The 26442-nt window shown below is 32.9% G+C and carries 19 protein-coding genes and 1 tRNA gene; 16 read left to right on the top strand and 4 right to left on the bottom strand.

Annotated elements, in window-relative coordinates; translation table 11 throughout:
- Positions 1-13: 13 nt before the first annotated feature.
- On the bottom strand, positions 14-3403 hold the full coding sequence (locus tag OD803_RS09410; protein WP_262733232.1) for a hybrid sensor histidine kinase/response regulator: 3390 nt from the start codon (positions 3401-3403) through the stop codon (positions 14-16).
- Between the two features lie 149 nt (positions 3404-3552).
- Entirely contained in the window at positions 3553-4695 is a 1143-nt protein-coding gene (locus OD803_RS09405; protein ID WP_131508600.1) for an acyl-CoA dehydrogenase, read from the bottom strand.
- Positions 4696-4789: 94 nt separating this feature from the next.
- On the opposite strand from OD803_RS09405, the gene OD803_RS09400 reads away from it, so the two are divergent.
- From OD803_RS09400 to OD803_RS09360, 9 genes are all read left to right on the top strand, one after another.
- Positions 4790-5854: an anhydro-N-acetylmuramic acid kinase gene (locus OD803_RS09400; protein WP_262733231.1), complete on the top strand. Its 1065-nt coding sequence runs from the start codon at positions 4790-4792 to the stop codon at positions 5852-5854.
- 66 nt (positions 5855-5920) lie between these two features.
- On the top strand, positions 5921-7147 hold the full coding sequence (locus tag OD803_RS09395; RefSeq protein ID WP_131508038.1) for a Glu/Leu/Phe/Val dehydrogenase dimerization domain-containing protein: 1227 nt from the start codon (positions 5921-5923) through the stop codon (positions 7145-7147).
- A 12-nt stretch (positions 7148-7159) separates the two neighbouring features.
- A complete protein-coding gene (gene nhaD, locus OD803_RS09390) occupies positions 7160-8563 on the top strand; it encodes a sodium:proton antiporter NhaD (RefSeq protein WP_262733230.1) in 1404 nt (467 codons plus the stop codon).
- Positions 8564-8611: 48 nt separating this feature from the next.
- Positions 8612-9313: a MotA/TolQ/ExbB proton channel family protein gene (locus tag OD803_RS09385; RefSeq protein ID WP_262733229.1), complete on the top strand. Its 702-nt coding sequence runs from the start codon at positions 8612-8614 to the stop codon at positions 9311-9313.
- Positions 9313-9705 carry an ExbD/TolR family protein gene (locus tag OD803_RS09380; protein ID WP_129761499.1) on the top strand — a complete coding sequence of 131 codons (393 nt, stop codon included), beginning with the start codon at positions 9313-9315 and terminating at the stop codon, positions 9703-9705. The genes OD803_RS09385 and OD803_RS09380 overlap by 1 nt, the downstream gene beginning before the upstream one ends.
- Positions 9705-10553: an energy transducer TonB family protein gene (locus OD803_RS09375; RefSeq protein WP_262733228.1), complete on the top strand. Its 849-nt coding sequence runs from the start codon at positions 9705-9707 to the stop codon at positions 10551-10553. The genes OD803_RS09380 and OD803_RS09375 overlap by 1 nt, the downstream gene beginning before the upstream one ends.
- A 4-nt stretch (positions 10554-10557) precedes the next feature.
- Entirely contained in the window at positions 10558-11775 is a 1218-nt protein-coding gene (locus OD803_RS09370; protein ID WP_262733227.1) for a bifunctional folylpolyglutamate synthase/dihydrofolate synthase, read from the top strand.
- Positions 11776-11838: 63 nt separating this feature from the next.
- A tRNA-Val gene (locus OD803_RS09365) sits at positions 11839-11913 on the top strand.
- Between the two features lie 128 nt (positions 11914-12041).
- Entirely contained in the window at positions 12042-12812 is a 771-nt protein-coding gene (locus OD803_RS09360) for a response regulator transcription factor (protein ID WP_262733226.1), read from the top strand.
- A 126-nt stretch (positions 12813-12938) separates the two neighbouring features.
- Here OD803_RS09360 and OD803_RS09355 read toward each other — a convergent pair whose 3' ends face one another.
- Both OD803_RS09355 and gldJ read right to left on the bottom strand, forming a co-directional pair.
- On the bottom strand, positions 12939-14228 hold the full coding sequence (locus OD803_RS09355) for a UDP-N-acetylmuramoyl-tripeptide--D-alanyl-D-alanine ligase (RefSeq protein WP_262733225.1): 1290 nt from the start codon (positions 14226-14228) through the stop codon (positions 12939-12941).
- A gap of 67 nt (positions 14229-14295) precedes the next feature.
- Positions 14296-15966, bottom strand: a complete 1671-nt coding sequence (gldJ, locus tag OD803_RS09350; RefSeq protein ID WP_129761494.1) for a gliding motility lipoprotein GldJ — start codon at positions 15964-15966, stop codon at positions 14296-14298.
- A gap of 252 nt (positions 15967-16218) precedes the next feature.
- On the opposite strand from gldJ, the gene porU reads away from it, so the two are divergent.
- The 7 genes from porU to OD803_RS09315 all read left to right on the top strand — a co-directional run bounded on the left by porU (position 16219) and on the right by OD803_RS09315 (position 26440).
- Complete coding sequence (porU, locus tag OD803_RS09345) at positions 16219-20091, top strand: type IX secretion system sortase PorU (protein WP_262733224.1); 3873 nt, start codon at positions 16219-16221, stop codon at positions 20089-20091.
- A 65-nt stretch (positions 20092-20156) separates the two neighbouring features.
- Complete coding sequence (gene porV / locus OD803_RS09340; protein WP_129761492.1) at positions 20157-21377, top strand: type IX secretion system outer membrane channel protein PorV; 1221 nt, start codon at positions 20157-20159, stop codon at positions 21375-21377.
- A 96-nt stretch (positions 21378-21473) separates the two neighbouring features.
- Entirely contained in the window at positions 21474-21956 is a 483-nt protein-coding gene (gene cdd, locus OD803_RS09335; protein WP_262733223.1) for a cytidine deaminase, read from the top strand.
- Between the two features lie 122 nt (positions 21957-22078).
- Positions 22079-23077 (top strand): pyruvate dehydrogenase (acetyl-transferring) E1 component subunit alpha, encoded by a 999-nt coding sequence (gene pdhA / locus OD803_RS09330; RefSeq protein ID WP_129761490.1) that lies wholly within the window; start codon positions 22079-22081, stop codon positions 23075-23077.
- Between the two features lie 6 nt (positions 23078-23083).
- Entirely contained in the window at positions 23084-24703 is a 1620-nt protein-coding gene (locus tag OD803_RS09325) for a pyruvate dehydrogenase complex dihydrolipoamide acetyltransferase (RefSeq protein ID WP_262733222.1), read from the top strand.
- A gap of 104 nt (positions 24704-24807) precedes the next feature.
- Positions 24808-25764 (top strand): M28 family metallopeptidase, encoded by a 957-nt coding sequence (locus tag OD803_RS09320; RefSeq protein WP_129761488.1) that lies wholly within the window; start codon positions 24808-24810, stop codon positions 25762-25764.
- Entirely contained in the window at positions 25751-26440 is a 690-nt protein-coding gene (locus OD803_RS09315) for an SDR family NAD(P)-dependent oxidoreductase (RefSeq protein WP_262733221.1), read from the top strand. Before OD803_RS09320 ends, OD803_RS09315 begins: the two co-directional genes overlap by 14 nt.
- Positions 26441-26442: the final 2 nt, after the last annotated feature.

Below are 26442 nucleotides of genomic sequence, written 5' to 3'. Positions count from 1 at the left end.
TTAACCTGTATTTTTAAAAATTTGTGAATAAATTCACTATTTTTAAAATCCAAAACCACACTACGCATAGCGCAGCGATAATATCAGGAATGTATTTTATGGCTTTTTTAATGCCACTTTCACCATTGGGAGCTTCTTTAATGTCATAGTCATTTTTAAAAATTGAACTTATAAATTCTCTTATATCTTTGTCGTCTTCAACTATTAATAAAATAGGTTTGTCCTTAGAATTATTAATAGCTTGTTCTTCAGAAGTTGCTGGAGTTTCTAAGACTGTATCAAGCTCATCATTTACAGTTTTAGTGTCTTCGTTTATTTCAGAAATATTATAAAAAGAACGCTCAATAGGTAGAGTTACAGTAAACTGAATATCATCTGTATTCATAGTGTGTGCTACAATATTACCATGTGATAAAATAGCTAGTTCTTTCACTAACGAAAGTCCAATACCTACACCATCAGCATTTTTGTTGTTTTGGTAATACCTTTGAAATAGTTTGCTTAACTCTTTACTAGAAATGGTATTTCCGTTATTAATAATTGTGATAATAATTTGACCGTTTTTTTCGATTGCAGCAAAGTGAATTTGACCGTTTTCAGGCGCATATTTTACTGCGTTAGAAAGTAAATTGGTGGTGATTTTTTCGATAACATCTTTATCAAACCAAGCTTCAGGAATTGATTGAATTTTATGTGAAAAATGTATGTTTTTGTCTTTAGCTTTATATTCAAAAGAAGCTGCAATTTGTTTCAAGAATGCTGTGATGTTTCCTTTGGAAACCGAGAGTTTTAAGTTTCCTGATTCTAACTTAGATAGGTCTAGTAATTGGTTGACTAGATTCAATAATCGTTTAGAGTTGTTTTGAACTAAAGAGAGTTCTTTCTTGTCATCTTCTGTTAGGTTAGACTTTGATAATTGCTTTTCAATAGGACCAGAAATAAGCGTTAATGGTGTTCGAAACTCATGAGATATATTGGTGTAAATCCTGGTTTTAAATTCATCTAATTTTTTTAAGCGTTCAGTTTCATTATGCTCAAATTGTAATTGCATTTTCATGTGCCAACGCCATTTAAAATACCTGTATAACAAATACATGCTAATCAAAAAAAGTAGTGTATAACAAACAATAGCAAGCTTACTTAAATACCAAGGTTGTAGTATTGTGAAAGTAAATGTAGCAGGTGTAGTATTCCAAACTCCGTCATAATTACTTGACATTACTTTAAATGTATAATCGTTAGGAGGTAGGTTGGTATAATGTGCTGAATTATTGTTTTCTGAGTTAATCCAATTTTCATCATGATTTACGAGTTGATATTTATAAAGGTTACGTTCAGGTTGTGAGAAATGTAAACTAGAAAATGTAAAGGTTACAGTATTTTGATTGAATTTAAAGGTTGAGTTTTGTTTTAAAGGATAACCTTCAGTAAAAATCTCAAACTTAGAAATAATGGTTTTTGGTTTAATTGGGTTAAATGTAAGTTGGTTAGGGTTAAACCAGTTGAGACCTTCAAGGCCTCCAAAATATAAGTTTTCGCTCTCGTCTTTATAGTAAGCTCCAGTGTTAAATTCTAAAGCCTGTAAACCATCATAGTTGCTGTAGTTTTCAAAAATAGTATCCTTAATGTTTAATTTACTTATACCATAATTAGTGCTCAACCATAAGTTGTTTTCTTTATCTGGTAGTATGCCGTAAATCACATTGTTTGGTAAACCATCAACTTTGGTGTAAACATCTAATGATCCGTTTATAGTATTATACTTTTTTAAACCTTTACCATTTGTGCCAATCCATAAGATTTCATTGTCATAATGCAGTGATTTTATTTTGTCATTTAAGGATTTGATATTGGTTATTTCATTAGTCTTTAAATTTAAATTATACAACCCTTTATCATCAGTACCAATCCAAAGTGTGTGCTCATTGCCTTTTATAGCTGTTTTAATGTCATTTGTTGATAGGGTAGAATTATCAGTATTGAATTGCTTAACTATACCTTTATCTATATCGAATAAAATAATACCATTACGTTCGGTACACAACCAACTTTGATTATCGTTCTCTTTTATAATTCTCCAGATTGTAAGATTTGAAATTTCAGGGAATGAAATGTAATCTCCAGAGTCAGTTCTGATATTTAAACCAAACCCTTGGTGACCTATCCACAATTTATTGTTGTTGTAGAATAGACTTATTATTCTATCACTAGCTATTGAAGAATTGTTAACGGTATATGTTTTATACTCATCATTATTAAAGTTAATATGAGTAAGCCCTTTACCAGATGTGCCTATCCACAAATTATTATTGGCATCAGTACTTATGCTCCTTACCACATCTACATTTACATTTTTAGGAACTTGGTTATTTGTGAGTACATTAAATTTTATGAGGTGAGCATCATAATAGCTTGCTCCAGTTCCGTCAGAACCTAACCAAATCACTCCTGTAGCGTCTTCGTATAAACATAAGATGTCATTATAATGTATGGCAAAAGGGTTGTTTTTGTCTGCTTTAAAGTTTGTAACAGTATTATTTTCAAGATTAAGTAGATAAGCGCCATTGCCATAAGTGGCAATCCATAATCTGTTTTTACTGTCTATAAGTAAGTCTTCAATGTTAAGGTCATTGGGTAATTGCGAATGTTGGTATTTTATAAAAGATGTCTTGTTGTTTTCTTTAAAATAAAGCCCTTGACCAAAAGTTCCTAACCATATATTGTCGTCTTTATCTTTTGTAAGCGCACTAAAGTTTGCGTTAGTGTGCGATTCAACATTAATCTCATTGTATGTGTTGTTTTTAATTTGAAATACAGCTCCTGAAGTAGCAACTATTATAGCAGTATCAGTTTCTATAAATTCATAAATGGTTCTGAATTTGTCCTGGTTATTTAAAACTTGTAGCGTGTCTTTAGTTTTAGTATCAATTTTGAAGAGTCCTTTACCGTAGGTTCCTATATAGGTTTGTAGTGTTTTATCCTGAAAGATTGAGCTAACATTATTAAAACGTTCTAAATGCTTAAATGTATCAGTTTTTTGGTTGTAAACTTCTAACTTACCTGAGTTGGTGATAATCCATAATTGGTTTTGCTTATCGATATAAATTTTACCAAGTTTACTAAAATTAGGTCTTGTAATGTCTTCAAATTGCTTGTCGTAGTGTTTAAAGCTTTTACCATTATATTTATTTAAACCATCTTGTGTAGCCAGCCACAAATAACCTATGCTATCTTGGGCAATACTTATAACACTGTTTTGAGATAAACCATCATTAATGGTTAAGGTATTGAAAGAAAATGGTTTTTCGGTTATAGTTTCTTGACCGCTACAAAAAAATGAGTATAACACTGTTAGAAAAATAACAATGAAATTGTCAACGGTTTTGTATCTCCATAACGTCATAAACTACTGTATAGATTAATTTTTTTAGGGGAGATTTTATGCTATTAACTTTACTAATATAATGAAATTTGCTTGGTTTTGGATATTTAGTACATTGTATAAAAAAACCCATCAAAATTTGATGGGTTTTTTTATGAGTTGTAAGATTACTATCCTTTTATAACACCTCTCGAAATTACAATTTTTTGAATTTCAGAAGTACCTTCATAAATCTGAGTGATTTTGGCATCACGCATTAATCGTTCAACATGGTATTCTTTTACAAAACCATTTCCACCATGAATTTGAACCGCTTCAACAGTTTGTTCCATTGCAACTTTACTAGCATACAATTTTGCCATTGCACTAGACATATCATAGTTGTTCCCTTGGTCTTTATCCCAAGCAGCTTTCATTACAAGCATTCTAGCAGCTTCAATTTCGGTAGCCATATCTGCTAATTTAAAAGCAATGGCTTGGTGGTTGCAAATTTCAGTACCAAACGCTTTACGTTCTTTAGAGTATTTAAGCGCTAACTCATAAGCTCCAGAAGCAATACCTAAAGCTTGAGACGCAATACCTATTCTACCACCAGATAAAGTTTTCATAGCGAATTTAAAACCAAATCCGTCTTCACCAATTCTATTTTCTTTAGGCACTTTTACATCATTAAACTGTAATGTATGTGTGTCACTTCCTCTAATTCCTAGTTTATCTTCTTTAGGACCTACATCAAAACCAGGCATACCTTTTTCAACTATAAAAGCATTAATACCTCTATGTCCTTTATCTTTATCAGTTTGTGCAATCACTAAATAAACATCACTACGACCTCCATTTGTTATCCAGTTTTTAGTACCATTCAATAAGTAATGGTCTCCCATGTCTATAGCAGTTGTTCTTTGAGAAGTTGCATCACTACCAGCCTCTGGTTCACTTAAGCAAAATGCACCAATAAATTCTCCTGTGGCAAGTTTAGTAAGGTACTTTTGTTTTTGTTCTTCGCTACCATAAGCTTCAAGTCCATAACACACCAATGAGTTATTTACAGAAACCATAACCGAAGCAGAAGCATCAATTTTTGATAGCTCTTCCATTATAAGCACATAAGATATGGCATCCATTCCGCTTCCACCATATTTAGGGTCAACCATAATTCCCATAAAACCAAGATCTCCCATTTTTCTAACAAGTTCTTGTGGAAATTGTTGTTTCTCATCACGTTCAATTACTCCTGGTAATAATTCGGTTTGAGCAAAATCGCGAGCAGCATCGCGAATCATTAGATGTTCTTCTGTAAGATTAAAATCCATATGTAGTGATAAAATTATTGATTTGTTAAAAAATGATGTCAAAGATAAGTTTTTGTTAGCATTTTTTCAATAATGATTGTTATTTTTACCATATATGACAAAAGAAACATTCAAAGTTATCGGTGTAATGTCTGGTACATCATTAGATGGTATCGATTTAATATATGTACAGTTCAATTTTGATGAAAAATGGACCTATACTATTTATACTACAGAAACTGTTTCTTACACTCAGTATTGGGAAAATACTTTGAAACATTTAGTTTCAAACTCTAAGCAAGAATTAAAAGACATCGATGATGGTTACACTGTATATTTAGCAGAGGTCATTAATTCGTTTATTAAAAAAAATCATATTGAAACTGTAGATGCTATATGTTCTCATGGTCATACAGCACTGCATCAACCTCAAAGCGGTATGACTTACCAAATTGGTAACTTACCAAAAATGTCAAAACTTTTACAACATACTGTTGTATGTGATTTTAGAGTGCAAGATGTTGAACTTGGAGGCCAAGGAGCGCCTTTGGTGCCTGTTGGAGATAAATTGCTGTTTTCTGATTATGACTTTTGCTTAAACCTTGGCGGATTCGCTAATATTTCAACTGAAATTGATGATACAAGAATTGCCTACGATATTTGTCCTGTAAATATTGTGCTTAATCACTATGTTAAGCCATTAGGCTTTAATTATGATAATGAAGGGCAAATTGCTAAATCAGGAAAATTACATATAGAGTTGTTAAACCAACTGAATGATTTAGATTTTTACTCAAAGAGTCACCCAAAGTCTTTGGGGTTAGAATGGGTTAAACAACTTATTTTCCCTATAATTGATGCATATAATCTTCCAATAGAAACAATTTTAAGAACATTTACTGAGCATGTAGCTATTCAAATTTCAAAAGAAATCAATACCAAGCACAATGCAAAAGTATTAGTAAGTGGTGGAGGTGCATACAATAAATTTCTTCTCGACTTAATTGTATCCAAGACTAAAAATAGTGTAGAGTTGCCTTCAAAAGAGATTATTGAGTTTAAAGAAGCATTAATTTTTGGATTGCTAGGAGTTTTAAAACTCAAAGGAACAGTTAATTGTTTAAAAAGTGTAACAGGAGCCAAAAAAGATCATTCTTCAGGTAGGATTTATTATCCATAAAATTATTATAAAATTAATATTTAAGGATTTTTAGTTTTTTATATTTGTTGAAGAATAACTAACTACATGAAAGATTTACTTCAAAAGTACGAAGACAAAGACCCTGAAATTATTTTTAATTGGAAAGACCCAGAAACCGAAGCTGAAGGCTGGACAGTAATAAACTCCTTAAGAGGAGGTGCAGCTGGTGGAGGAACGCGTATGCGAAAAGGACTTGATATGAACGAAGTGCTATCGCTTGCAAAAACTATGGAAGTTAAGTTTACCGTTTCTGGACCAGCAATTGGAGGTGCTAAGTCAGGTATTAATTTTGACCCACAAGACCCAAGAAAAAAAGGCGTTTTAGAACGTTGGTATAAAGCCGTTTCACCATTACTAAAAAGTTATTATGGTACAGGAGGAGACCTAAATGTTGATGAAATACATGAGGTTATCCCTATCACTGAAGAAAGTGGTGTATGGCATCCTCAAGAAGGTGTTTTTGAAGGTCATTTTAGACCAACACAAGCCGATAAAATTAATAGAATAGGACAGTTAAGGCATGGTGTTATTAAGGTTATTGAAAACCCAAAATATTCACCTAATGTAACAAGAAAATATACTGTAGCTGATATGATTACAGGTTATGGTGTTGCTGAGGCTGTTCGTCATTTTTATGATATCCACCAAGATTCAGTTGTTGGTAAACGTGCCATTGTTCAAGGTTTTGGTAACGTTGGTGCAGCTGCAGCCTTTTATTTAGCACAAATGGGAGCAAAAGTAGTAGGAATTATTGATAGAGTAGGTGGATTAATAAAAGAAGAAGGTTTTACTTTTGATGAAATTACTCAGCTATATTCTAATAAGTCTGGAAATACTTTAGTGAGCGATCATTTAATTCCTTTTGATGAAATGAATGAAAAGATTTGGGCTTTAGAAACCGAGATTTTTGCACCATGTGCTGCCTCTCGATTAATTACTAAAGAGCAAATTGATAATATGATTAATACAGGTCTTGAAGTAATTTCTTGTGGCGCAAATGTACCATTTGCTGATAAGGAGATATTTTTTGGACCAATTATGGAATATACAGATAATAAAGTAAGTCTTATTCCAGATTTTATTTCAAATTGCGGTATGGCAAGAGTTTTTGCTTATTTTATGGAGCGCAAAGTTCAAATGACTGACGAAGCCATTTTTAATGATACCTCAAACCGTATAAAACAAGCATTAGAAAACGTACATAAAAACAACAAATCAAAAACTGGTATAAGCGCAACAGCTTTTGAGATTGCTTTAAGTCAACTTATATAACATACACTTAATATGGAAACACTAATTGTATTAGTATTTGTAGTAGGTTATTTAGCTATTACACTAGAACACAATTTAAAAATCGATAAACTTATTCCTGCTTTGGTCATGATGGCTATAAGTTGGGCTTTGATAGCTTTAGGTATCGATAATTTCACACAATGGTTCGACTCAGGAAAACACGCTCTTCTAGATAATTTTGGATTATTAGAGCACGAAGATAAAATGCACATGATGGAAGAAACGCTCTTACATCATTTAGGTAAAACAGCCGAAATTCTTGTGTTCTTACTAGGAGCAATGACTATTGTTGAAATCATTGATTATTTTGATGGATTTTCAACTATCAAAGGATTTATAAAAACAAAAAGTAAAAAACGATTGCTTTGGATTTTTGCGTTTTTAGCATTTTTCCTTTCAGCAATTATAGATAACTTAACTGCTACAATTGTATTAATATCTATACTTCAAAAACTTATTCAAGATAAAGATGTTAGAATATGGTATGCTGGTTTAATAATAATCGCTGCAAACGCTGGAGGAGCTTGGTCTCCAATTGGAGATGTAACCACAACAATGTTATGGATTGCTAAGAAAGTGTCTACTGGTCACTTATTCGTATATCTTTTTGTACCATCTCTACTTTGTATGTTGGTACCAACATTTATTGCTTCGTTTTTACCTGCTTTTAAAGGAAATTTAGAAAATGAAGACGAAAAAGAAGACAAACCTAAGAGTAAGTTTAGTTCAACAATGTTGTATTTAGGTTTAGGAGGTATTGTATCAGTGCCAATTTTTAAAACGGTAACACACTTGCCTCCATATGTAGGTATGATGTTAGCTTTAGGTGTTGTTGCTATTTTTGCGGAGATTTATAGTAACTCAAAATTTGCATTATCTCATGCAGATGCTGAAGGAGCAGATTATCAAGGACACCACAGTCCAGTACATCATTCATTATCTAGAATTGAGATGCCAAGTATCTTATTTTTCTTAGGAATATTAATGGCTGTTGCAGCATTAGAATCTTTAGGTATCCTATTTGGTTTTGCAACTACACTACAAGACAAAATGCCTATGATGGGAACTGAGTTACACCATGAAGGCGTTTCCGATTTAGTAGTTTTATTATTAGGAGTTGGATCTGCAATTATTGATAACGTGCCGCTTGTTGCTGCAAGTTTGGGTATGTTTTCTCCAGAAATAGCTCCTATGGATAACGAATTATGGCACTTTATTGCTTATTCGGCAGGAACAGGAGGAAGTATGTTAATTATTGGTTCGGCTGCTGGTGTAGTAGCAATGGGAATGGAAAAAATTGACTTTTTCTGGTACTTAAAGAAAATATCTTGGTTAGCGCTAGTTGGGTTTTTAGTTGGTGCAATTGCGTTTATGTTTACAAGAACTATATTTTAATTTATACTTTAGGTAGAAAATTAACGTTATAAAAAAAATTAACACTTTATGCTAAATATATTATTACAAACTACTCCTGAAGAAGCTGAGGTTTTAACTGATGGAGAATCTGTTGAAAAAACGCTTTCTATCATTGAATTGATTTTTAGTGGTGGTACAGCAGGAATGCTAATTATAGGTATATTATTTGTACTCTTAGTTGTTGCTATTTATATTTATTTTGAAAGGCTTTTTGCTATCAAAGCAGCTTCAAAAATAGATTCCAATTTTATGAATCAAATTAAAGACCATGTTTCTAATGGTAAAATTGATTCGGCACAAATGCTTTGTGCTCAAGTAAACTCTCCAGTTTCTAGATTAATTAATAAAGGGATTACCAGAATTGGAAAGCCATTGGAAGATATTAATACAGCTATCGAAAACGCAGGACGTTTAGAGGTTTATAATCTAGAAAAAAATGTAAGTATTTTGGCTACAATTTCAGGTGCTGCTCCAATGATTGGATTTCTTGGTACAGTAATTGGGATGATATTATCAATATTTGAAATTGCTAATTCAGGAGGTCAAATTGATATTAAACTTCTAGCTGATGGATTATATACAGCAATGACTACAACAGTTGCAGGACTTATAGTAGGTATTGTTGGTTACATCGCTTATAACCATTTAGTGGTAAGAACTGATAAAGTTGTTTACCAAATGGAAGCCAATTCGCTAGAATTTTTAGACCACTTAAACGAGCCTATTTAATGAATATTAGAGGAAGAAATAAAGTTACACCAGAATTCAACATGTCTTCAATGACAGATATCGTATTTCTGTTACTGATATTCTTTATGTTGGCCTCTACTTTAGTGACTACAAATGCTATTGATATCTTATTGCCTAAGGCTAGTGGAAAAACCGAGAATAAAAAATCGGTTGCTGTTAGTATCACCAAAGACTTAAGATATTATATAGACCAAAAATTAGTTGGAGAAAGTGTATTGGAAAATCAATTACTATCAGCACTTTCAGGACAAGATCAACCTACCATTGTGCTTAGAGCAGAAAAATCTGTTCCTGTAGATAATGTGGTAAAGGTAATGGATATAGCTAATAGAAATAAGTTTAAAGTAATTTTGGCAGTCAAACCTAATTAATGAAATATTTTGAAACCATACACGAACGTAATTCGGCAAAAATCACAACTTTAATTGTGGTGATTTTGATTTTGCTGCTGTTTGTTGTTGGTCATTCATATATGGATCCACCAGAAGAGTATGGTGTAGCTGTTAATTTTGGAAATTCAGAAGTTGGTAGCGGAAATATCCAACCAACTGAACCTGTAAAATCGCAACCAAGAGAAGTTGTTGAACAACCAAAGGTAGAAGAAACGCAACCACAGGAAACTACTTCGTCTTCTGCTAAAACAGAAGATGTACTTACCCAAGAGTCTCCAGAAGCTATTGCAATAAGAAAGCAAAAAGAAGCCGAAGCAAAAGCTAAGGCAGAGGCTGAACGTGTTGCGCGTGAGAAACGACAAGCTGAAGAAAAAAAGAGACTTGAAGAAGAGAAAAAGAAAAAAGAGCTTGATGCTTTAATAGGTGGTGTAAGTAACTCCGAAGGCACTCAAACAGGTGGTGAAGGACCAGATAATAGCGGAGGAGATAAAGGACAGCTAGATGGTAACCCTTATGCACCTAGTTATTTTGGAGACCCAGGAAGTGGTAATGGTGGAAAAGGATACGGTTTAAATGGTAGAGGATCTGCGACGTATAATAAAGTGATTCCAGATTGTCAAGAAGAAGGAAGAGTTGTGGTCGAGATTCATGTTGACCGTTCAGGTAAAGTAATTAAAGCTATTCCAGGAAAAAGAGGAACAACAGGCGATGCTTGTTTGTATCAAGCTGCTAAAGAAACTGCATTGTCTCATAGATGGAAAGCAGATTCTAAAGCACCAGCTACACAAATAGGCTGGGTTAAAATTGATTTTAGTTTAGGTCAATAACAATATGAACTACCAGGATACTATCAACTGGATGTTTTCGCAACTTCCAATGTATCAACGACAAGGTAAGTCGGCTTATAAAGCAGACTTACATAATACTCAGGTTTTAGCAGAACACCTTAATCATCCAGAATTCAAATTTAAAACTGTTCATGTTGGTGGTACTAATGGAAAAGGATCAACAAGTCATATGTTGGCGTCTGTGCTTCAAGAAGCAGGTTATAAAGTTGGGTTATATACTTCACCACATTTAAAAGATTTTAGAGAGCGTATTAAGATTAATGGAAAAGAAGTCAGTAAACAGTTTGTTATAAGTTTTATTAAAAAGCACAAACCGTTTTTTGAGCAACATACACTTTCTTTTTTTGAAATGACTGTTGGGATGGCTTTTGACTATTTTTCAAAGAAAAAAGTTGATATAGCTATTATTGAAGTAGGGCTTGGTGGTCGTTTAGATTCAACAAACATTATTACTCCTTTGGTTTCTGTGATTACTAATATTGGTTTAGACCACACACAGTTTTTAGGAGATACATTAGAAAAAATAGCAGGCGAAAAAGCAGGAATTATTAAACCTAATGTACCTGTTGTTATTGGAGAAACACAAATTGAAACCAAAAGTGTTTTTACTGAAACAGCTAAAAACAATAATTCAGAAATTTATTTTGCAGACCAAAATATAACTTCAGTTTTAGATAGTGATTTAAAAGGAAGTTATCAGCAAAAAAATATAAAAACCGTTTTGCAAACTTTACAGATCCTAAAACAAAACAATTTTAATGTCTCGCAAAATAATATTGCTTTAGGACTTAATTCGGTTGTTTCTAATACAGGTTTAAAAGGTAGATGGCAGATTTTACAAGAATCTCCAAAAGTAATTTGTGATACAGCTCATAATAAAGAAGGGTTAACATATGTGGTTAATCAATTAAAAACTGAGGTCTATAATAAGCTTCATATCGTTTTTGGGGTTGTAAGTGACAAAGATTTATCAACCATAATTGCAATTTTGCCTAAAAAAGCGACATATTATTTTTGCAGGCCAAATATTTCAAGAGGATTAGATGAAAATAATCTTAAACACACATTTAAAGCTCATGGCTTTGTGGGTAAGTCGTATTCTAGTGTAAATGAAGCATTAAGCAACGCGAAAAAAAGTGCTAAACCAGAAGATTTAATTTATGTTGGAGGAAGTACTTTTATTGTTGCAGAAATAATTTAAATTTTTTTCAAAAAAGCTTTTGGGATATCAAAAACTAATTTATATTTGCAATCCAATTACAGAGGGCGCGTAGCTCAGTTGGTTCAGAGCACTTGGTTTACACCCAAGGGGTCAGGGGTTCGAATCCCTTCGCGCCCACAGAAATTTAACCCTAGAGAACTTCTCTAGGGTTTTTTTATACCTCAAAGTTTAGCCCTATTTACATTATCTTTCTTATTTTTATAATCCAAATAATTAACTATAGCTAATCTTCTTCTTAAAGTTTTATGATATTAGGAAACATAAAAAACCTCTACAAAGATATTTTTAAGTCTTACGATAGTCCAACTTTAGAAAAACACATTGAAAAGATTGTTGAACTTGATGTTTACTTACCACATAGTTCTACGTTTTTCTGTATTACCAATACGCAGGAATTAGGATTTGAATACATTAGTAAGAATATGTTTTCTTGTTTGCATATTGACCCTTTAAAACTGAAACAAGAAGCTATGCGTTATTATTGGAGTAGAATACATCCAGAAGACGTTGAATATTGGTTACAGGCTTTAAATGCATTAATGGAGTACACTCTTGATGAAATTTCAGAAGATGAAAGACATAAAATGAGTTACACCTGGAACTATAGGTTTAAAAACGGAAGAGATGAGTATGTAAACATTATTCAAAATACTACACCTTTGGAGTTTGATTCATTTAAGAAGCCTATAATAGGTTTGGCGCATTATACTGTTGTAGATTCAAGAGTAAAACTTGGTGTGACAGCTACGGCTAAATATTTAAATGAAAATGATGAATACGAAACCAAGTATTTCAATAACTTTTCTCAGAAACTATTAACTAACGATATTACAAATAGAGAGCGTGATATTATACGTTTATTAGTTTTGAATTACTCTAGCAAGGAAATTGGAATAAAACTAAATATAAGCCCTAATACTGTAGATACACATAGACGGAACATCCTAAAAAAACTAAATATTACGTCAACAGGAGAACTTATTGGGATGTTAAAAATGAATAAAACCCTATTTTAATTAAAAACTACTCAAATTGAGTATTGTATAGCTTTGAAAAAAATAAGAATTTTACATTGCTATTAGTTAATTACAAAGGGAAAAATAGTGTCTATAATATTTATATAATATCAATAGGCACTTTTTTTATTTTATTAAGTCTAATATTCGCTCTAAAGCCATACCTCTAGATCCTTTTATAAGCATGAGCTTATCTTTAAAAGTTAGAGTATCAAAGTGGGTAGCTAAATCATTAAAATTTCTGAACTTTTGTATAAACCCATCAGTGTTTTTTAATTGTGTGCTGTAAAAATTCTCGCCAATTAAATATGTGTTAGCATTGAAATTATCTTCAATGAAGTTTACAATGTTTTGATGTTCATTATTCGCAGTTGACCCTAACTCAAACATATCTCCTAAAAACAATACTTTGTTATCCCTCTTGTATTGTAAAAAGTTCTCTAAAGCAGCCATCATACTTGTTGGGTTTGCATTGTAAGCGTCTAAGATAATTTCGTTTGAACCAACATTAATTACTTGAGATCTGTTGTTTTTAGGGAAATAATTTTCAATAGCTTTCTTAATGTTTTTGTTCTCAATTTTGAAGTAAGTTCCAATAGCAATTGCATAGGCAATATTACTAAAGTTATATTTTCCTGTTAAGTTGCTAGCAATTATTGTGTCTTTTAATTTTACTTCAACATTAGGTTGAGCACCTATAAATTCAATTTTTAGAATATCGCTTGTAGTTCCAAACTTTATGGTATTGGTATAACTCCCTATTTGGTTCACTTGTTTTACATCATCTTCATTCACAAAAATTGTTTTGTTATGCTGTTTTAAATGATCGTACAATTCAGATTTTGCTTTAACAACACCTTCAATACTTCCAAAACCTTCAAGATGAGCTTTACCAAAGTTTGTGATAAGCCCATAATCAGGTAATGCTATACTGCTTAAAAAAGCTATTTCTTTAGGATGATTAGCTCCCATTTCAACAATGCCAATTTCAGTTTGATTATTCATTGACAGTAATGTTAGTGGAACACCTATATGGTTGTTTAAATTCCCTAATGTGGCTGTAGTGTTATATTGCTGACTTAAAACAGCATTAATAAGCTCTTTTGTGGTTGTTTTTCCGTTGCTGCCAGTTAATGCAATAATTGGGATGCCTAGTTTGGTTCTATGGTATGTTGCGAGTTCTTGCAGTGTTTTTAATACATCATCTACAAGAATGATATTATCATTTATAGCGTATTCTTTTTCGTCTACTATAGCATATTTTGAGCCTTGTTCAATAGCCTTAAATGCAAACGTATTGCCATTAAAATTTTCACCTTTTAAGGAGAAAAACATTGAGTTTTTTGTGATTTTTCGAGTATCAGTAGTGACTGATTTACACTCAAGAAAGCAATTGTAAATTTGTGTGATATTCATAAATTAAATGTAATAAAAAAGTCCTAACATTACTGCTAGGACTTTGTATTTTTAAATTAATCTAGAATTAATTTTTAGTCTTGTTTTTTCCTTTAGATTTTGAACCTACTCTAGACATAGCACATCTAAACCCGATGTAATCTGTTGCCATATCTTGAGGGAAGAATCTACGTTGAGCTGGATCTAACCAGTAGTCTCTATCTTTCCAAGAACCACCTTTGTATACTCTTACTTTATCATTGATTAAAGAGGTTCTGTCGTTTGACTTGTCGTACTCTTTAATTAAGTTACCTGAAGAGTCTCTCTCGATATTATGTTTTGGAGAGTTATACATTTTTCTAGTATTAGCAGTTTCTTCTTCGTCAAAACTTTCGTTATAGTAACGAGAAGATCTAGCATCACCATCTCTGTAGTTTCTGTTGTCACTAGTATCAAAATTTGTTCTTAAGTAAGTTTCGTTTTCGTCAACTGGAACTTGTAAAATTTCACCAGGTAAGTTTCTTGCAACAAGTTTACCATTACTTAAAGTATCATATACTACTTCTTCAGGAGTTACAATTTTAACTGTACCATCATCATTAATTGCGTTTTTAGTATAAACGTTACCACGATAGTAGTTAAAGTCATTAAATTCATCATCTACAATTGGTCTGTATACGTCGGCAACCCATTCTGCAACGTTACCAGCCATATCATATAAACCATAATCGTTAGCTTCGTAAGACATAACTTGTGCAGTGATATCAGCACCATCGTCAGACCATCCAGCAATTCCACCGTAGTCACCTTTTCCTTGCTTGAAGTTAGCTAATTGATCACCTCTAGACTTTCTTTTTCCAGAACGTGTGTATTGACCATTCCAAGGGTATTTTTTTCTACCTCTATAAGTGTTGTAGTTTCTTAATTCACTCATCCCAAGAGCAGCATATTCCCACTCTGCTTCAGATGGTAAACGGTATTTTGGAGAAATTACTCCAGTTTCTCTACTAGCGTAAACATTTATTTCGTTACCCTCAGCATCTGTTCTAGCTTTTCTTTTACCTCCTTTAAGTACTTCTTCGTTACCTCCAAAAGTTTCAGTTGGAGCAGTAATATAAGTGTCAGTGTTAAAGTTGCTATCAGCAGATGTATCAGTTAAGTGAGAATCTCTTTTTAAATAACCAGCATCTTGTAAGTACATTTCGTTTACTCTATCTGTTCTCCAGTTAGCAAATTCAACGGCTTGAATCCAACTAACACCTACAACAGGGTATTCAGCATAACCAGGATGACGTAAATAGTTTTCAGTCATCATTTCAGCATATCCAAGACGGTTTCTCCAAACTAATGTGTCAGGAAGAGCTCCATCATAAATAAGTCTAAAGTTAGGATCGTCTGGTGGGTAAACTCTTTTAATCCAATCAAGATACTCTAAGTACATCATGTTGGTTACCTCAGTTTCATCCATGTAAAAAGATTGTACATGTTGTTGGTTTGGGCTATTATTCCAATCATGCATAACATCATCTTGTACTTTACCCATGGTAAATGTACCTCCTTCTATAAAAACTAATCCAGGAGCAGTTTCTTGTTCTTTAAAGTTAGTATTGTATTGAAAACCTCCATTTTTGTCGTTGATGTTCCAGCCAGTGGCTCTAGAACTGTTCTTTGACGAAGAAGATTTCTTACAACTAAACATGGCTAAAGATAGCATTAGGGCTAAAATTATCCGTAGGTTAAATACATTTTTCATATACATACTTTTAAGTAAGCTAGTTTATTTTAGTGACGCAATATAGTAATTAAAGAAAAAATAACAACGTTTTTTTGTAATTTATATCAAAAAAAAAGTGCATTTCATCCTTTTTTTTGTACACGATATCGGATTTTTGCTCTTTTTATCGATGTAATTTGTTACCAATTAACGAACAAATAAATTAAATATTGTTGTAATTTTGAATAAAAAATTGAAAAGCTATAATAACATATCTGTACTAACGTTTATTATACTATGAAAAAACACTTACTCTTACTTTTTGTATTACTGCCTTTTATAGGGTTTTCTCAACAAAAAACATTTCAAATTAATTGGGAAGGAGAAAAAACATTAAGAGCTGATTCTTCAATTGTTACTGTTCCATATTTTAATAAGGACAACTTTAATTTTAGTAATACTGATGGGTTGAAGTTTTTTGCGCATTGGAAAACCAACAACTATATCAATGAAAGCTCTGTTCAATTAGCTAATGTTTCATACTCAACTATTAGTGCAACAGATTTAAAAGGAGTTCCAGTTAATACCATTTCTAATTCACCTGAATTAAAACTATCAAATGCAATAGCAAGAGATGATGTGTCTGCTTATTTAGAGTTGAAACCTATTGTTAAACAAAATGGTGTGTATAAAAAAATTACTTCATTTACTGTAAGCTACAGCACAACTAATAGTTCTAGTGCTTTAGGAAGATCTTCTAGCTCTATGTTGCAAACAAATGCAGTTACAAACTCTGTGTTGGCTTCTGGGAGTTGGTATAGGTTTTATGTAGATACTACAGGTGTTTTTAGACTAACTAAAAGTTTTTTAAATCAGTTAGGTGTTAATACAAACTCGGTGGATCCTAGAAATATTAAAGTCTATGGAAATGGAGGAGCAATGTTACCTAAAGAAAACTCAGTTTTTTATCCAATTGACTTAACCGAGAATGCTATTAAGTTTGTTGGTGAAGAAGATGGTGATTTTGATAATGACGATTATATATTGTTTTATGCAGAAGGACCAAGAGGCTATAATGAAGAGAGTAATACCAATATAAACGCATATACAGATAAATCTTATTACTATATTAATATTAGTAGTGGAATGGGAAAAAGAATTCAGGAAGCTACTCAGCCAAACGATGATGCAGATTTTGAAGTAAACACATTTCAGGATTATCAATTTCATGAAATAGACCAATATAATTTGGTGAAAGTAGGTAGGCGTTGGTTTGGAGATAGGTTTGATATCGAAAATGAAAAAGAGTTTACTTTTACATTTCCAAACTTAGTGACTTCTGAACCTGCTAGAGTGAGGGTTTATGCTGCTGCAGTTTCTGAAATTGGAACATCAATGGAAGTAAAGCTTAATGGAAATACAATCTCAAATTTTACTTTTGCAGCAATTGATAGTCCTACCCTAGCTTCTGGAGGGTTTTTTAATAGTGATTTAATGCTTAACTCTCCTGATGTTGTATTTAACTTAAAGTATAATAACAATAATAATCCTGCTTCTTTAGGGTACTTAGATTATATTTCTGTAGAGGCTACCAGAGAGCTGAGTTTTGAAGGAGGTCAGTTTACTTTTAAAAATGCTAATGTGGCAACCTCTGCTGGAATAGCTCAATACAATTTAGCTAATGCAGCTAACGTTTCAGAGGTATGGGATATAACAGATAAGTATAATGTAGTAGGCTATACAAATTCTGATCAAAGTTCAAACTTTAGTTTTAAAACTACAGCAGGTACTTCAAAAATATATTTGGCAGTTACGCCTTCAGATTATTTTCAACCACTAAGAGAAAGTGTTACTACAATTGCGAACCAAAATATAAAAGGAACAATATTTAAGAATAGTTCAGGAGAGTTTGAAGATATAGACTATTTAATAATTTCACCAAATGCACTAGCGTCCCAAGCTGAAAGACTAGCGCAAATCAATAGAGATCAATATGGGTTAACTGTTAAAGTTGTGACCTTAAATGAAATTTATAACGAATTTAGTTCAGGTAATGTTGATGTTACTGCAATAAGAAATCTTGTTAGATATGTGTATCATAATGCTAGTGCTCCAGATAAAAGACTCAAGTATTTATGTTTGTTTGGTGATGCATCTTATGACCACAAAGAACGTATAGCGCCTAAAACAGATGTAGTTCCATCATGGCATTCTTATGCCAGCTTTAGTTTGACTGATTCTTTTGTGTCTGATGATTACTATGGGTTGATGGACGAAAATGAAGGTAATATGGCTGCCAATAACTTATTAGATATCGCAGTAGGAAGAATTTTAGCTCAAGATCTACAAAGTGCGACTGAGTTAGTAGATAAAATTGATTCCTATTATAAAACAGCGTCTTTTGGTAGTTGGAGAAATAATTACATCTTTATTTCAGATGATGTCGATGAAGCTTGGGAAAGAACTTTACAAGAAACAACAGATGATATAGCAGATTTAATTACTGAAGAAAAACCATTTATTAACGCTATAAAAATTCATTCAGATTCTTATCAACAAGAATCTACATCAAGTGGTGATAGTAATCCATCTGTTAATAGAGCTATTAGAGACGCAATAGATGTAGGAGCTTTAGTTGTGAATTACTTTGGTCATGGAGGAGAAGATGGTTTGTCAGGAGAAAGGATTTTTGATAAAAATGACTCGCAAGAAGTTAATAATACTTGTAAATATAATTGTTTTGTAACTGTTACATGTGAATATACAAGGTTTGATGATCCTTTAAGACCTACAGCAGGAGAGTATACTTACTGGAATAAAGAAGGTGGAGCTATAGCTTTAATAACTACTACTAGGCAAATTTTTGTTAGTGTGGGTGTATCGTTTAATATAAAGTTAACAGAAAAGATGTTTGCGTTTGATTCTAATGAATATACTTCAATTGCAGAAGCCTTACGATTAACAAAAACCGATCCTGCAATTTCAGGAATATCACAAAAACGATTGGTGTTTTTTATAGGAGACCCAGCAATGAAATTAGCACTACCAAAATCAGATATTAGATTAACTGCAGTTAATGATGTTTCAATTGATCAAGAAACAGACGTTTTAAAAGCGTTGGATAAAGTTAAATTATCAGGAGAAGTAGTTGATGAATCAGGTAACCTTATTCCAAATTATAATGGTGTATTAACAGCAACAGTTTTTGATAAAAATATAGAAAGACAAACATTAGGTAATGATGGTACTACTGAAAACGGTCAACTCATTATCATGGATTTTGAAACATTAGGAGAAATTATTTTTAAAGGACAAGCAACGGTAGAAAACGGTCAGTTTGACTTTGAGTTTGTGGTGCCTAGAGATATTAGTATTCCTGTAGGTAACGGTAAGGTTAGTTTTTATGCTCAAACTGAAAATCCTGCACAAGACCAAACAGGAGCAAGTTTTGATATTCAAGTTGGAGGTATTAATGAAAATGCTGAAGAAGATAATATTGGACCAGTTATAAACCTTTATATGAATGATGAAAACTTTGTTTCAGGTGGTATAACTAACGAAGCTCCTACACTTTTAGCAAAACTTCAAGATGATAATGGTATTAATACATCTAGTGGAGTAGGACATGATATTGTTGCTATTATTGATGGAGATGAAGCAAACCCTTATATTTTAAACGATTATTATCAAGCTAACGTTGATGATTACCAAAATGGAGAGGTGACTTATCCATTTAGAGATTTAGAACCAGGTTTGCATACATTAACCTTAAAAGCTTGGGATGTTTACAACAATTCATCAACTTCTGAAATACAGTTTGTAGTACATGATAAAGATGAAAAACTAGTTATTACTAACGTACTTAACTATCCAAATCCGTTTGTAAACTACACTGAATTTTGGTTCAATCACAATAGTTCAGATAATTTAGACGTTTCTATACAGATATTTACGGTTTCAGGGAAACTGGTAAGAACTTTAAACGGTCAAACCAATTCCGAAGGATGCTGTAATAATGGAACATCTTCGTTGTCTAGAAGCATTGTTTGGGATGGAAGAGACGATTTTGGAGATAAAATAGGAAAAGGGGTTTATATTTATAAGCTAAAAGTACGATCAAACCAATTAAACAAACAGGTAGAAAAAATTCAAAAACTTGTAATACTATAATAAAGATTTATATTTGCTAAATATTTTAGTGGTTTATAATCACTAAGTTGAATACTTAATAACACATGAAAAAATACACAATTGCCCTAATTACTTTATTAGTTTTTAACATTTCAAATGCACAGGAAGAAACTGTTGTTTTTGATAATCAATCATCAGTAATTACAACAGGCGTTCCTTTTTTACTTATAGCATCTGATGCTCGTGCAGCAGGTATGGGAGATATGGGAGTAGCAACATCAGCCGATGCGTATTCACAACAATGGAATCCAGCAAAATATGCATTTTCTGAAACCAAATCAGGTATTGGAGTAAGTTATACACCATACTTAAGTAAACTTGTAAATGATATCTTTTTAGGGAACATCACGTATTTCAACCGAATTAACGAAGGAAGTGCTTTCGCTGCAAGTTTTAAATACTTTAGCCTTGGTGAAATTGAAATTGTGCAAGATGAATTTTCTGAAGCTTTAATAGAAAAACCAAACGAACTTACTGTAGATGTGTCTTACTCTTTACGTTTAGCAGATCAGTTTTCAATGGCAGTGGCTTTAAGATATTTACGTTCAGATTTAAGAATTCAAGCAGTTGATGCTAATGCAAGTGCTGCAAGCTCAATAGGAGTTGATATTGCAGGATATTATCAAAGTGAAGAAGAAGCCTATAACGATTTTAACGGTCGTTGGAGAGCAGGATTTGCAATTCAAAACCTTGGTCCAAAAATTAAATATGACGATGCTGGAAGAGAAAACTTTATTCCTACCAACCTAAAACTTGGTGGTGGATTCGATTTTATTTTTGACGATTATAATAAACTGTCAGTTACTGCAGAAGTTAACAAGTTATTAGTGCCAACACCTCCAGTCTTAGGTTTTGTTGATACTGTTCAAGAAGGAGATACAGAGCCTAATGGGCAGCAAGATGCTAATGAACCAACAATAATTGTTGAAGGTAAAGATAACGACGTAAGTTTTGTAAAAGGTATTTTTCAATCTTTTAGTGATGCACCAGGAGGATTTAGCGAAGAGTTAAAAGAGTTTACTTGGGCTTTAGGAGCTGAGTATAAATACCAAGACTCATTTGCGTTTAGAGCAGGTTACTTTAATGAAAGCGAAGATAAAGGAGCAAGAAAGTTTTTTGCTTTAGGAGCAGGATTTAAATACTCTGCAATAGATATTGACATGTCATATCTGTTTTCAGCATCAAAAGTACAAAGTCCGTTAGAGAACACGTTGCGTTTCTCATTAACGTTTAACTTTGGAGATGGTGAATATGATGAATATTAGACATTTATTTTTAATAAACAAACTAAAAACTATTGTTAACAGCAATAGTTTTTTTGTCTAAAATAGTTTTATACCTTTATTAAGTAAAATATAAAAGTGAAAGAAGTAAAGATAGAATCCGTTTTGACGGTTTACGATAATATAGAAGAGCTTTCCAAAGATGTGATAAGCTTAATGGAAAAAGCTATGGAAGCAAGACAAAATGCTTACGCTCCTTATTCAAAGTTCAATGTTGGTGCTGCTTTACTTCTAGATAATGGAGAAGTTGTTACAGGCAGTAACCAAGAAAATGCATCTTATCCTTCTGGGCTTTGTGCAGAACGAACAGCCATTTATTATGCAGGTGCAAAATATCCCAAAGCTAAAATTGTTCAAATGGCAATAATAGCAGGTTCTACAATAAAACAAACAATGTCTCCAATTCCGCCTTGTGGTGCGTGTAGACAGGCAATAGCTGAGTATGAAGTAAAACAAGATGCACCTATTGAAATCTATTTTATGGGAGAGGCAGGAAAGGTTGTAAAGTCAAATTCATTGGCAAATCTTCTGCCTTTAGTTTTTGATAAATCATTTCTATAACGTTTTCGGTAAAAATTTACGAATTACTGTTTTTTCATTAATATGTAAAGTGTTACTTTTGTTATTCGCTTGTGTCAATTTTATTAGGACACGCATTGTTTTTCTTTTATAAATTAAGTTAAATGCAAAAAGTAACAAAAGAAGTTTACCTTAAATGGTATGAAGACATGTTATTCTGGAGAAAGTTTGAAGACAAACTAGCTGCAGTTTATATCCAACAAAAAGTAAGAGGATTTCTTCACTTGTACAATGGTCAAGAAGCAGTGTTAGCTGGAGCGCTACACGCTATGGACTTGACTAAAGATAAAATGATAACCGCATATCGTAACCACGTACAACCAATTGGTATGGGTGTAGACCCAAAACGTGTTATGGCAGAATTATATGGTAAAGCAACAGGTACCTCTCAAGGTCTTGGTGGTTCAATGCATATTTTTTCTAAAGAACACCGTTTTTATGGTGGTCATGGTATTGTAGGTGGTCAAATTCCTCTAGGTGCTGGTATTGCATTTGGTGATAAATACCATGGTAGTGATGCTGTAACGCTTTGCTGCTTTGGTGATGGTGCTGCAAGACAAGGTTCACTTCACGAAACGTTCAACTTGGCAATGTTATGGAAATTACCAGTAGTATTTGTATGTGAAAACAACGGTTATGCTATGGGAACATCTGTAGAGCGTACTGCAAACCATACAGATATCTGGAAACTAGGTTTAGGGTACGAAATGCCTTCTGGACCTGTTGATGGTATGAATCCTGTAAAAGTTGCTGAAGCCTTTGATGAAGCAATTCAAAGAGCTAGACGTGGTGATGGACCAACATTTTTAGAATTAAAAACATACCGTTACAGAGGACATTCAATGTCTGATGCACAACACTACAGAACAAAAGAAGAAGTTGAAGAGTACAAGAAAATAGATCCTATTACACAAGTAAAAGACATTATCTTGGAAAACAAATATGCAACTGAAGCTGATATAAAAGTTATTGACAAGCGCGTAAAAGATTTAGTAAGCGAATGCGAAAAATTTGCTGAAGAATCTCCATTCCCAGAAAAGAATGTTATGTACGATGCGGTTTACGAGCAACAAGATTATCCATTTATACAACACAAACTATAATAAGATATGGCAGAAGTAATAAACATGCCTCGTTTGAGCGACACTATGGAAGAAGGTACTGTCGCAACTTGGTTGAAAAAAGTTGGTGATAAAGTAGAAGAAGGAGATATCCTAGCCGAAATAGAAACAGACAAGGCAACTATGGAGTTTGAGTCTTTCTATGAAGGTACACTATTACATATAGGTGTTCAAGAAGGTGAAACTACAAAAGTAGATGAACTTTTAGCTATTATAGGAGAAGAAGGAGAAGATATTTCTGGTTTATTAAATGGAAGTGCTACTCAAGATTCAAAAGAAGAAGAGGCACCAAAAGAAGAAAAAGAAGAAACAACTAACCAGCCAGCAACAGAAGCTGTAGATATTCCTGAAGGTGTTACAGTGGTAACAATGCCACGTTTAAGTGATACTATGGAAGAAGGAACTGTTGCAACATGGTTGAAAAAAGTTGGCGATGACGTTGAAGAAGGTGATATTTTAGCTGAAATTGAAACAGATAAAGCTACTATGGAGTTTGAGTCTTTTCAATCAGGTACATTATTACATGTAGGACTGCAAGAAGGAGAGTCTGCAAAAGTAGATGCACTTTTAGCTATTTTAGGTCCTAAAGGAACTGATGTTGAAAATATTGCAAAGAATTTCAAAGCATCATCAGGAGAAAAAGCAGAAGCTCCAAAAGAAGAAGCACCAAAAGCAGCCTCTAAACCAGAGCCAAAAGCTGAAGCTTCTAAAAAAGAAACGCCTAAAGTTTCTGCTCCAGCATCAACATCATCTTCAGATAGAGTATTTGTATCACCATTAGCTAAAAAAATGGCTGATGAAAAAGGTATCAACTTATCTCAAGTAACAGGTTCAGGTGAGAATGGTCGTATTATAAAACGCGATATAGAAAACTTCACACCAGGAACATCTGCCGCTGCAGTAGGTAAATTTGTACCAACAGGTCAAGAAGATTTTGAAGAAGTAAACAATTCGCAAATGCGTAAAGTGATTGCAAAGCGTTTAGCAGAATCTAAATTTACAGCACCTCATTATTACTTAAATGTAGAGTTTGATATGGAAAATGCTATAGCTTTCCGTGCGCAGTTTAACTCTATTCCTGATACTAAAATATCATACAATGATATGATTGTTAAAGCATGTGCTTTAGCGTTAAAACAACATCCGCAAGTAAACTCACAGTGGTTTGCAGATAAAATGCGTTTAAATCATCATGTGCATATTGGTGTAGCAGTTGCAGTTCCTGACGGATTGGTAGTTCCTGTAGTACGTTTTGCTAATGAGCAATCATTACCGCAAATAGGTGCTGAGGTTAAAGAACTTGCAGGTAAAGCTAGAAACAAGAAATTAACGCCTCAAGAAATGGAAGGTAGTACGTTTACTGTATCTAATTTAGGAATGTTTGGTATTGATAGTTTTACATCTATCATCAACCAACCTAACTCTGCAATTCTTTCTGTAGGAAATATTGTTGAAAAACCTGTAGTTAAAAATGGTCAAATAGTAGTAGGACATACCATGAAGTTATGTTTAGCTTGTGACCACAGAACTGTAGATGGAGCAACAGGAGCACAATTCCTTCAAACATTAAAAGGATATATAGAAAACCCAGTTACAATGTTAGTATAGAAACTTCTGCATAAGCAGAACATACATTATAATATAATCCTGATTTGATTTTTTCCAATCAGGATTTTTTTATCTTTAAGCTTTAATACAATCAATCAAAAATTATGAAAAAACTATTAGCACTTATCATTGTTGTTTTAGCGTTTAGCTGTAAAAATGAACCTAAAGTAGAAGTAGGACCTAAAATTACTATTACAAGTGATGAGTTAAAAGAAGCTGTGACTTATTTGTCTTCAGATGAACTATTAGGTCGAGATACTGGTACGCAAGGTATAGATGATGCAGCAACATATATTGAAAAACAATTTGAAAGCTATGGTGTAAAACCTTATTTTGAAACTTTTAGGGATAATTTTAAGCTTGATAGTTTAGATGCTTTTAATGTGGTTGGAGTTATTGAAGGTGTGGATGAAACGTTAAAAAATGAATATATAGTTATAGGTGCTCATTATGATCACATAGGTTATGGAAAACCTGTTGAAAATGACTCAATTGCTAATGGGGCTAATGACAATGCTACTGGAACAGCTGGTGTAATGGCAATGGCTAAATATTTTGCAACTAGAAAAAACAATAAGCGTAGCATTTTATTTGCACTTTTTACTGCTGAAGAAAGAGGGTTGTTAGGTTCAAAGCATCTTGCTGAACGTTTAAAGAGTGATAGCTTAAATGTATATACAATGGTTAATCTTGAAATGATAGGTGTACCTTTTAAGGATAGAGATTATCAAGCTTTTTTAACAGGCTACGAGTTATCTAATATGGCTGAGAAAATGAATGCTTACGCAGGAAGTAAACTGATAGGTTTTTCTGAAGTTTCTAAAAAATACAGACTTTTTATGCGTTCAGATAATTACCCGTTTTACAATCAGTTTAAGGCACCTTGTCAAACATTGTCAAGTTGTGATTTAACTAATTTTGATTTTTATCATCATGTTGATGATGAAATTGAACTTATGGATTTTAATTTCATGGCAAACCTTATCAACTCTACAATTCCTGTTATTGAAACTATGAGTAATACGCCAACTAAAGAGATTGTAATGCATGAAGCAGAGTAAAAATATTATTATTACAGGAACTAGTAGAGGTATTGGTTTTGAGTTGGTTCATCTTTTTGCTAATCAAGGACACAATGTGTTGGCACTATCAAGAAATGCACAACCAGTAAATAACCTTCATTTTGATAATATTACATCCTTTTCTTTTGATTTATGTAATGATGATGATTATCAAAAAGTAGAGCAATTCATAAAAAATGAATGGAACCATGTCGATATTCTAATCAACAACGCTGGAGCATTGCTTAACAAGCCTTTTTCAGAAACTACAATGGGTGATTTTGAGCATGTTTATAAAACTAATGTTTTTGGTGTAGCTGAAATGACTAGAGTGGTTCTACCATTTATGAAAAGCGATGGACACGTTGTAACCATAAGCTCTATGGGAGGGATTCAAGGAAGTATGAAATTTCCAGGACTAGCTGCATATAGTTCTAGCAAAGGAGCAGTTATTACATTAACCGAATTGTTGGCTGAAGAATACAAAAATTCTGGTCCGCAATTCAACGTGTTAGCTTTAGGAGCAGTACAAACCGAAATGCTTGCCGAAGCTTTTCCAGGTTATGAGGCTCCAACTACAGCTTTGCAAATGGCTGAGTATATTGCAGACTTTTCGCTTAACGGAAATAAATATTACAACGGAAAAGCATTGCAAGTATCTAATTCTACTCCTTAATG

It is taken from the genome of Gaetbulibacter sp. NE, from assembly GCF_025548475.1.
Classification (GTDB): Bacteria; Bacteroidota; Bacteroidia; order Flavobacteriales; family Flavobacteriaceae; genus Gaetbulibacter_B; species Gaetbulibacter_B jejuensis.
This window is presented reverse-complemented; position numbering and strand designations above follow the sequence as displayed.

What these genes read in the sequence shown, in the direction of transcription:
- OD803_RS09400 (WP_262733231.1), top strand. Translation starts at nt 4,790, where the DNA reads ATGACAAAAGAAACATTCAAAGTTATCGGTGTAATGTCTGGTACATCA.
- gldJ (WP_129761494.1), bottom strand. Translation starts at nt 15,966, where the DNA reads ATGTATATGAAAAATGTATTTAACCTACGGATAATTTTAGCCCTAATG.
- OD803_RS09325 (WP_262733222.1), top strand. Translation starts at nt 23,084, where the DNA reads ATGGCAGAAGTAATAAACATGCCTCGTTTGAGCGACACTATGGAAGAA.
- OD803_RS09355 (WP_262733225.1), bottom strand. Translation starts at nt 14,228, where the DNA reads ATGAATATCACACAAATTTACAATTGCTTTCTTGAGTGTAAATCAGTC.
- OD803_RS09410 (WP_262733232.1), bottom strand. Translation starts at nt 3,403, where the DNA reads ATGACGTTATGGAGATACAAAACCGTTGACAATTTCATTGTTATTTTT.
- OD803_RS09370 (WP_262733227.1), top strand. Translation starts at nt 10,558, where the DNA reads ATGAACTACCAGGATACTATCAACTGGATGTTTTCGCAACTTCCAATG.
- OD803_RS09320 (WP_129761488.1), top strand. Translation starts at nt 24,808, where the DNA reads ATGAAAAAACTATTAGCACTTATCATTGTTGTTTTAGCGTTTAGCTGT.
- porV (WP_129761492.1), top strand. Translation starts at nt 20,157, where the DNA reads ATGAAAAAATACACAATTGCCCTAATTACTTTATTAGTTTTTAACATT.
- OD803_RS09385 (WP_262733229.1), top strand. Translation starts at nt 8,612, where the DNA reads ATGCTAAATATATTATTACAAACTACTCCTGAAGAAGCTGAGGTTTTA.
- OD803_RS09380 (WP_129761499.1), top strand. Translation starts at nt 9,313, where the DNA reads ATGAATATTAGAGGAAGAAATAAAGTTACACCAGAATTCAACATGTCT.
- OD803_RS09315 (WP_262733221.1), top strand. Translation starts at nt 25,751, where the DNA reads ATGAAGCAGAGTAAAAATATTATTATTACAGGAACTAGTAGAGGTATT.
- OD803_RS09405 (WP_131508600.1), bottom strand. Translation starts at nt 4,695, where the DNA reads ATGGATTTTAATCTTACAGAAGAACATCTAATGATTCGCGATGCTGCT.
- OD803_RS09375 (WP_262733228.1), top strand. Translation starts at nt 9,705, where the DNA reads ATGAAATATTTTGAAACCATACACGAACGTAATTCGGCAAAAATCACA.
- OD803_RS09360 (WP_262733226.1), top strand. Translation starts at nt 12,042, where the DNA reads ATGATATTAGGAAACATAAAAAACCTCTACAAAGATATTTTTAAGTCT.
- pdhA (WP_129761490.1), top strand. Translation starts at nt 22,079, where the DNA reads ATGCAAAAAGTAACAAAAGAAGTTTACCTTAAATGGTATGAAGACATG.
- porU (WP_262733224.1), top strand. Translation starts at nt 16,219, where the DNA reads ATGAAAAAACACTTACTCTTACTTTTTGTATTACTGCCTTTTATAGGG.
- OD803_RS09395 (WP_131508038.1), top strand. Translation starts at nt 5,921, where the DNA reads ATGAAAGATTTACTTCAAAAGTACGAAGACAAAGACCCTGAAATTATT.
- nhaD (WP_262733230.1), top strand. Translation starts at nt 7,160, where the DNA reads ATGGAAACACTAATTGTATTAGTATTTGTAGTAGGTTATTTAGCTATT.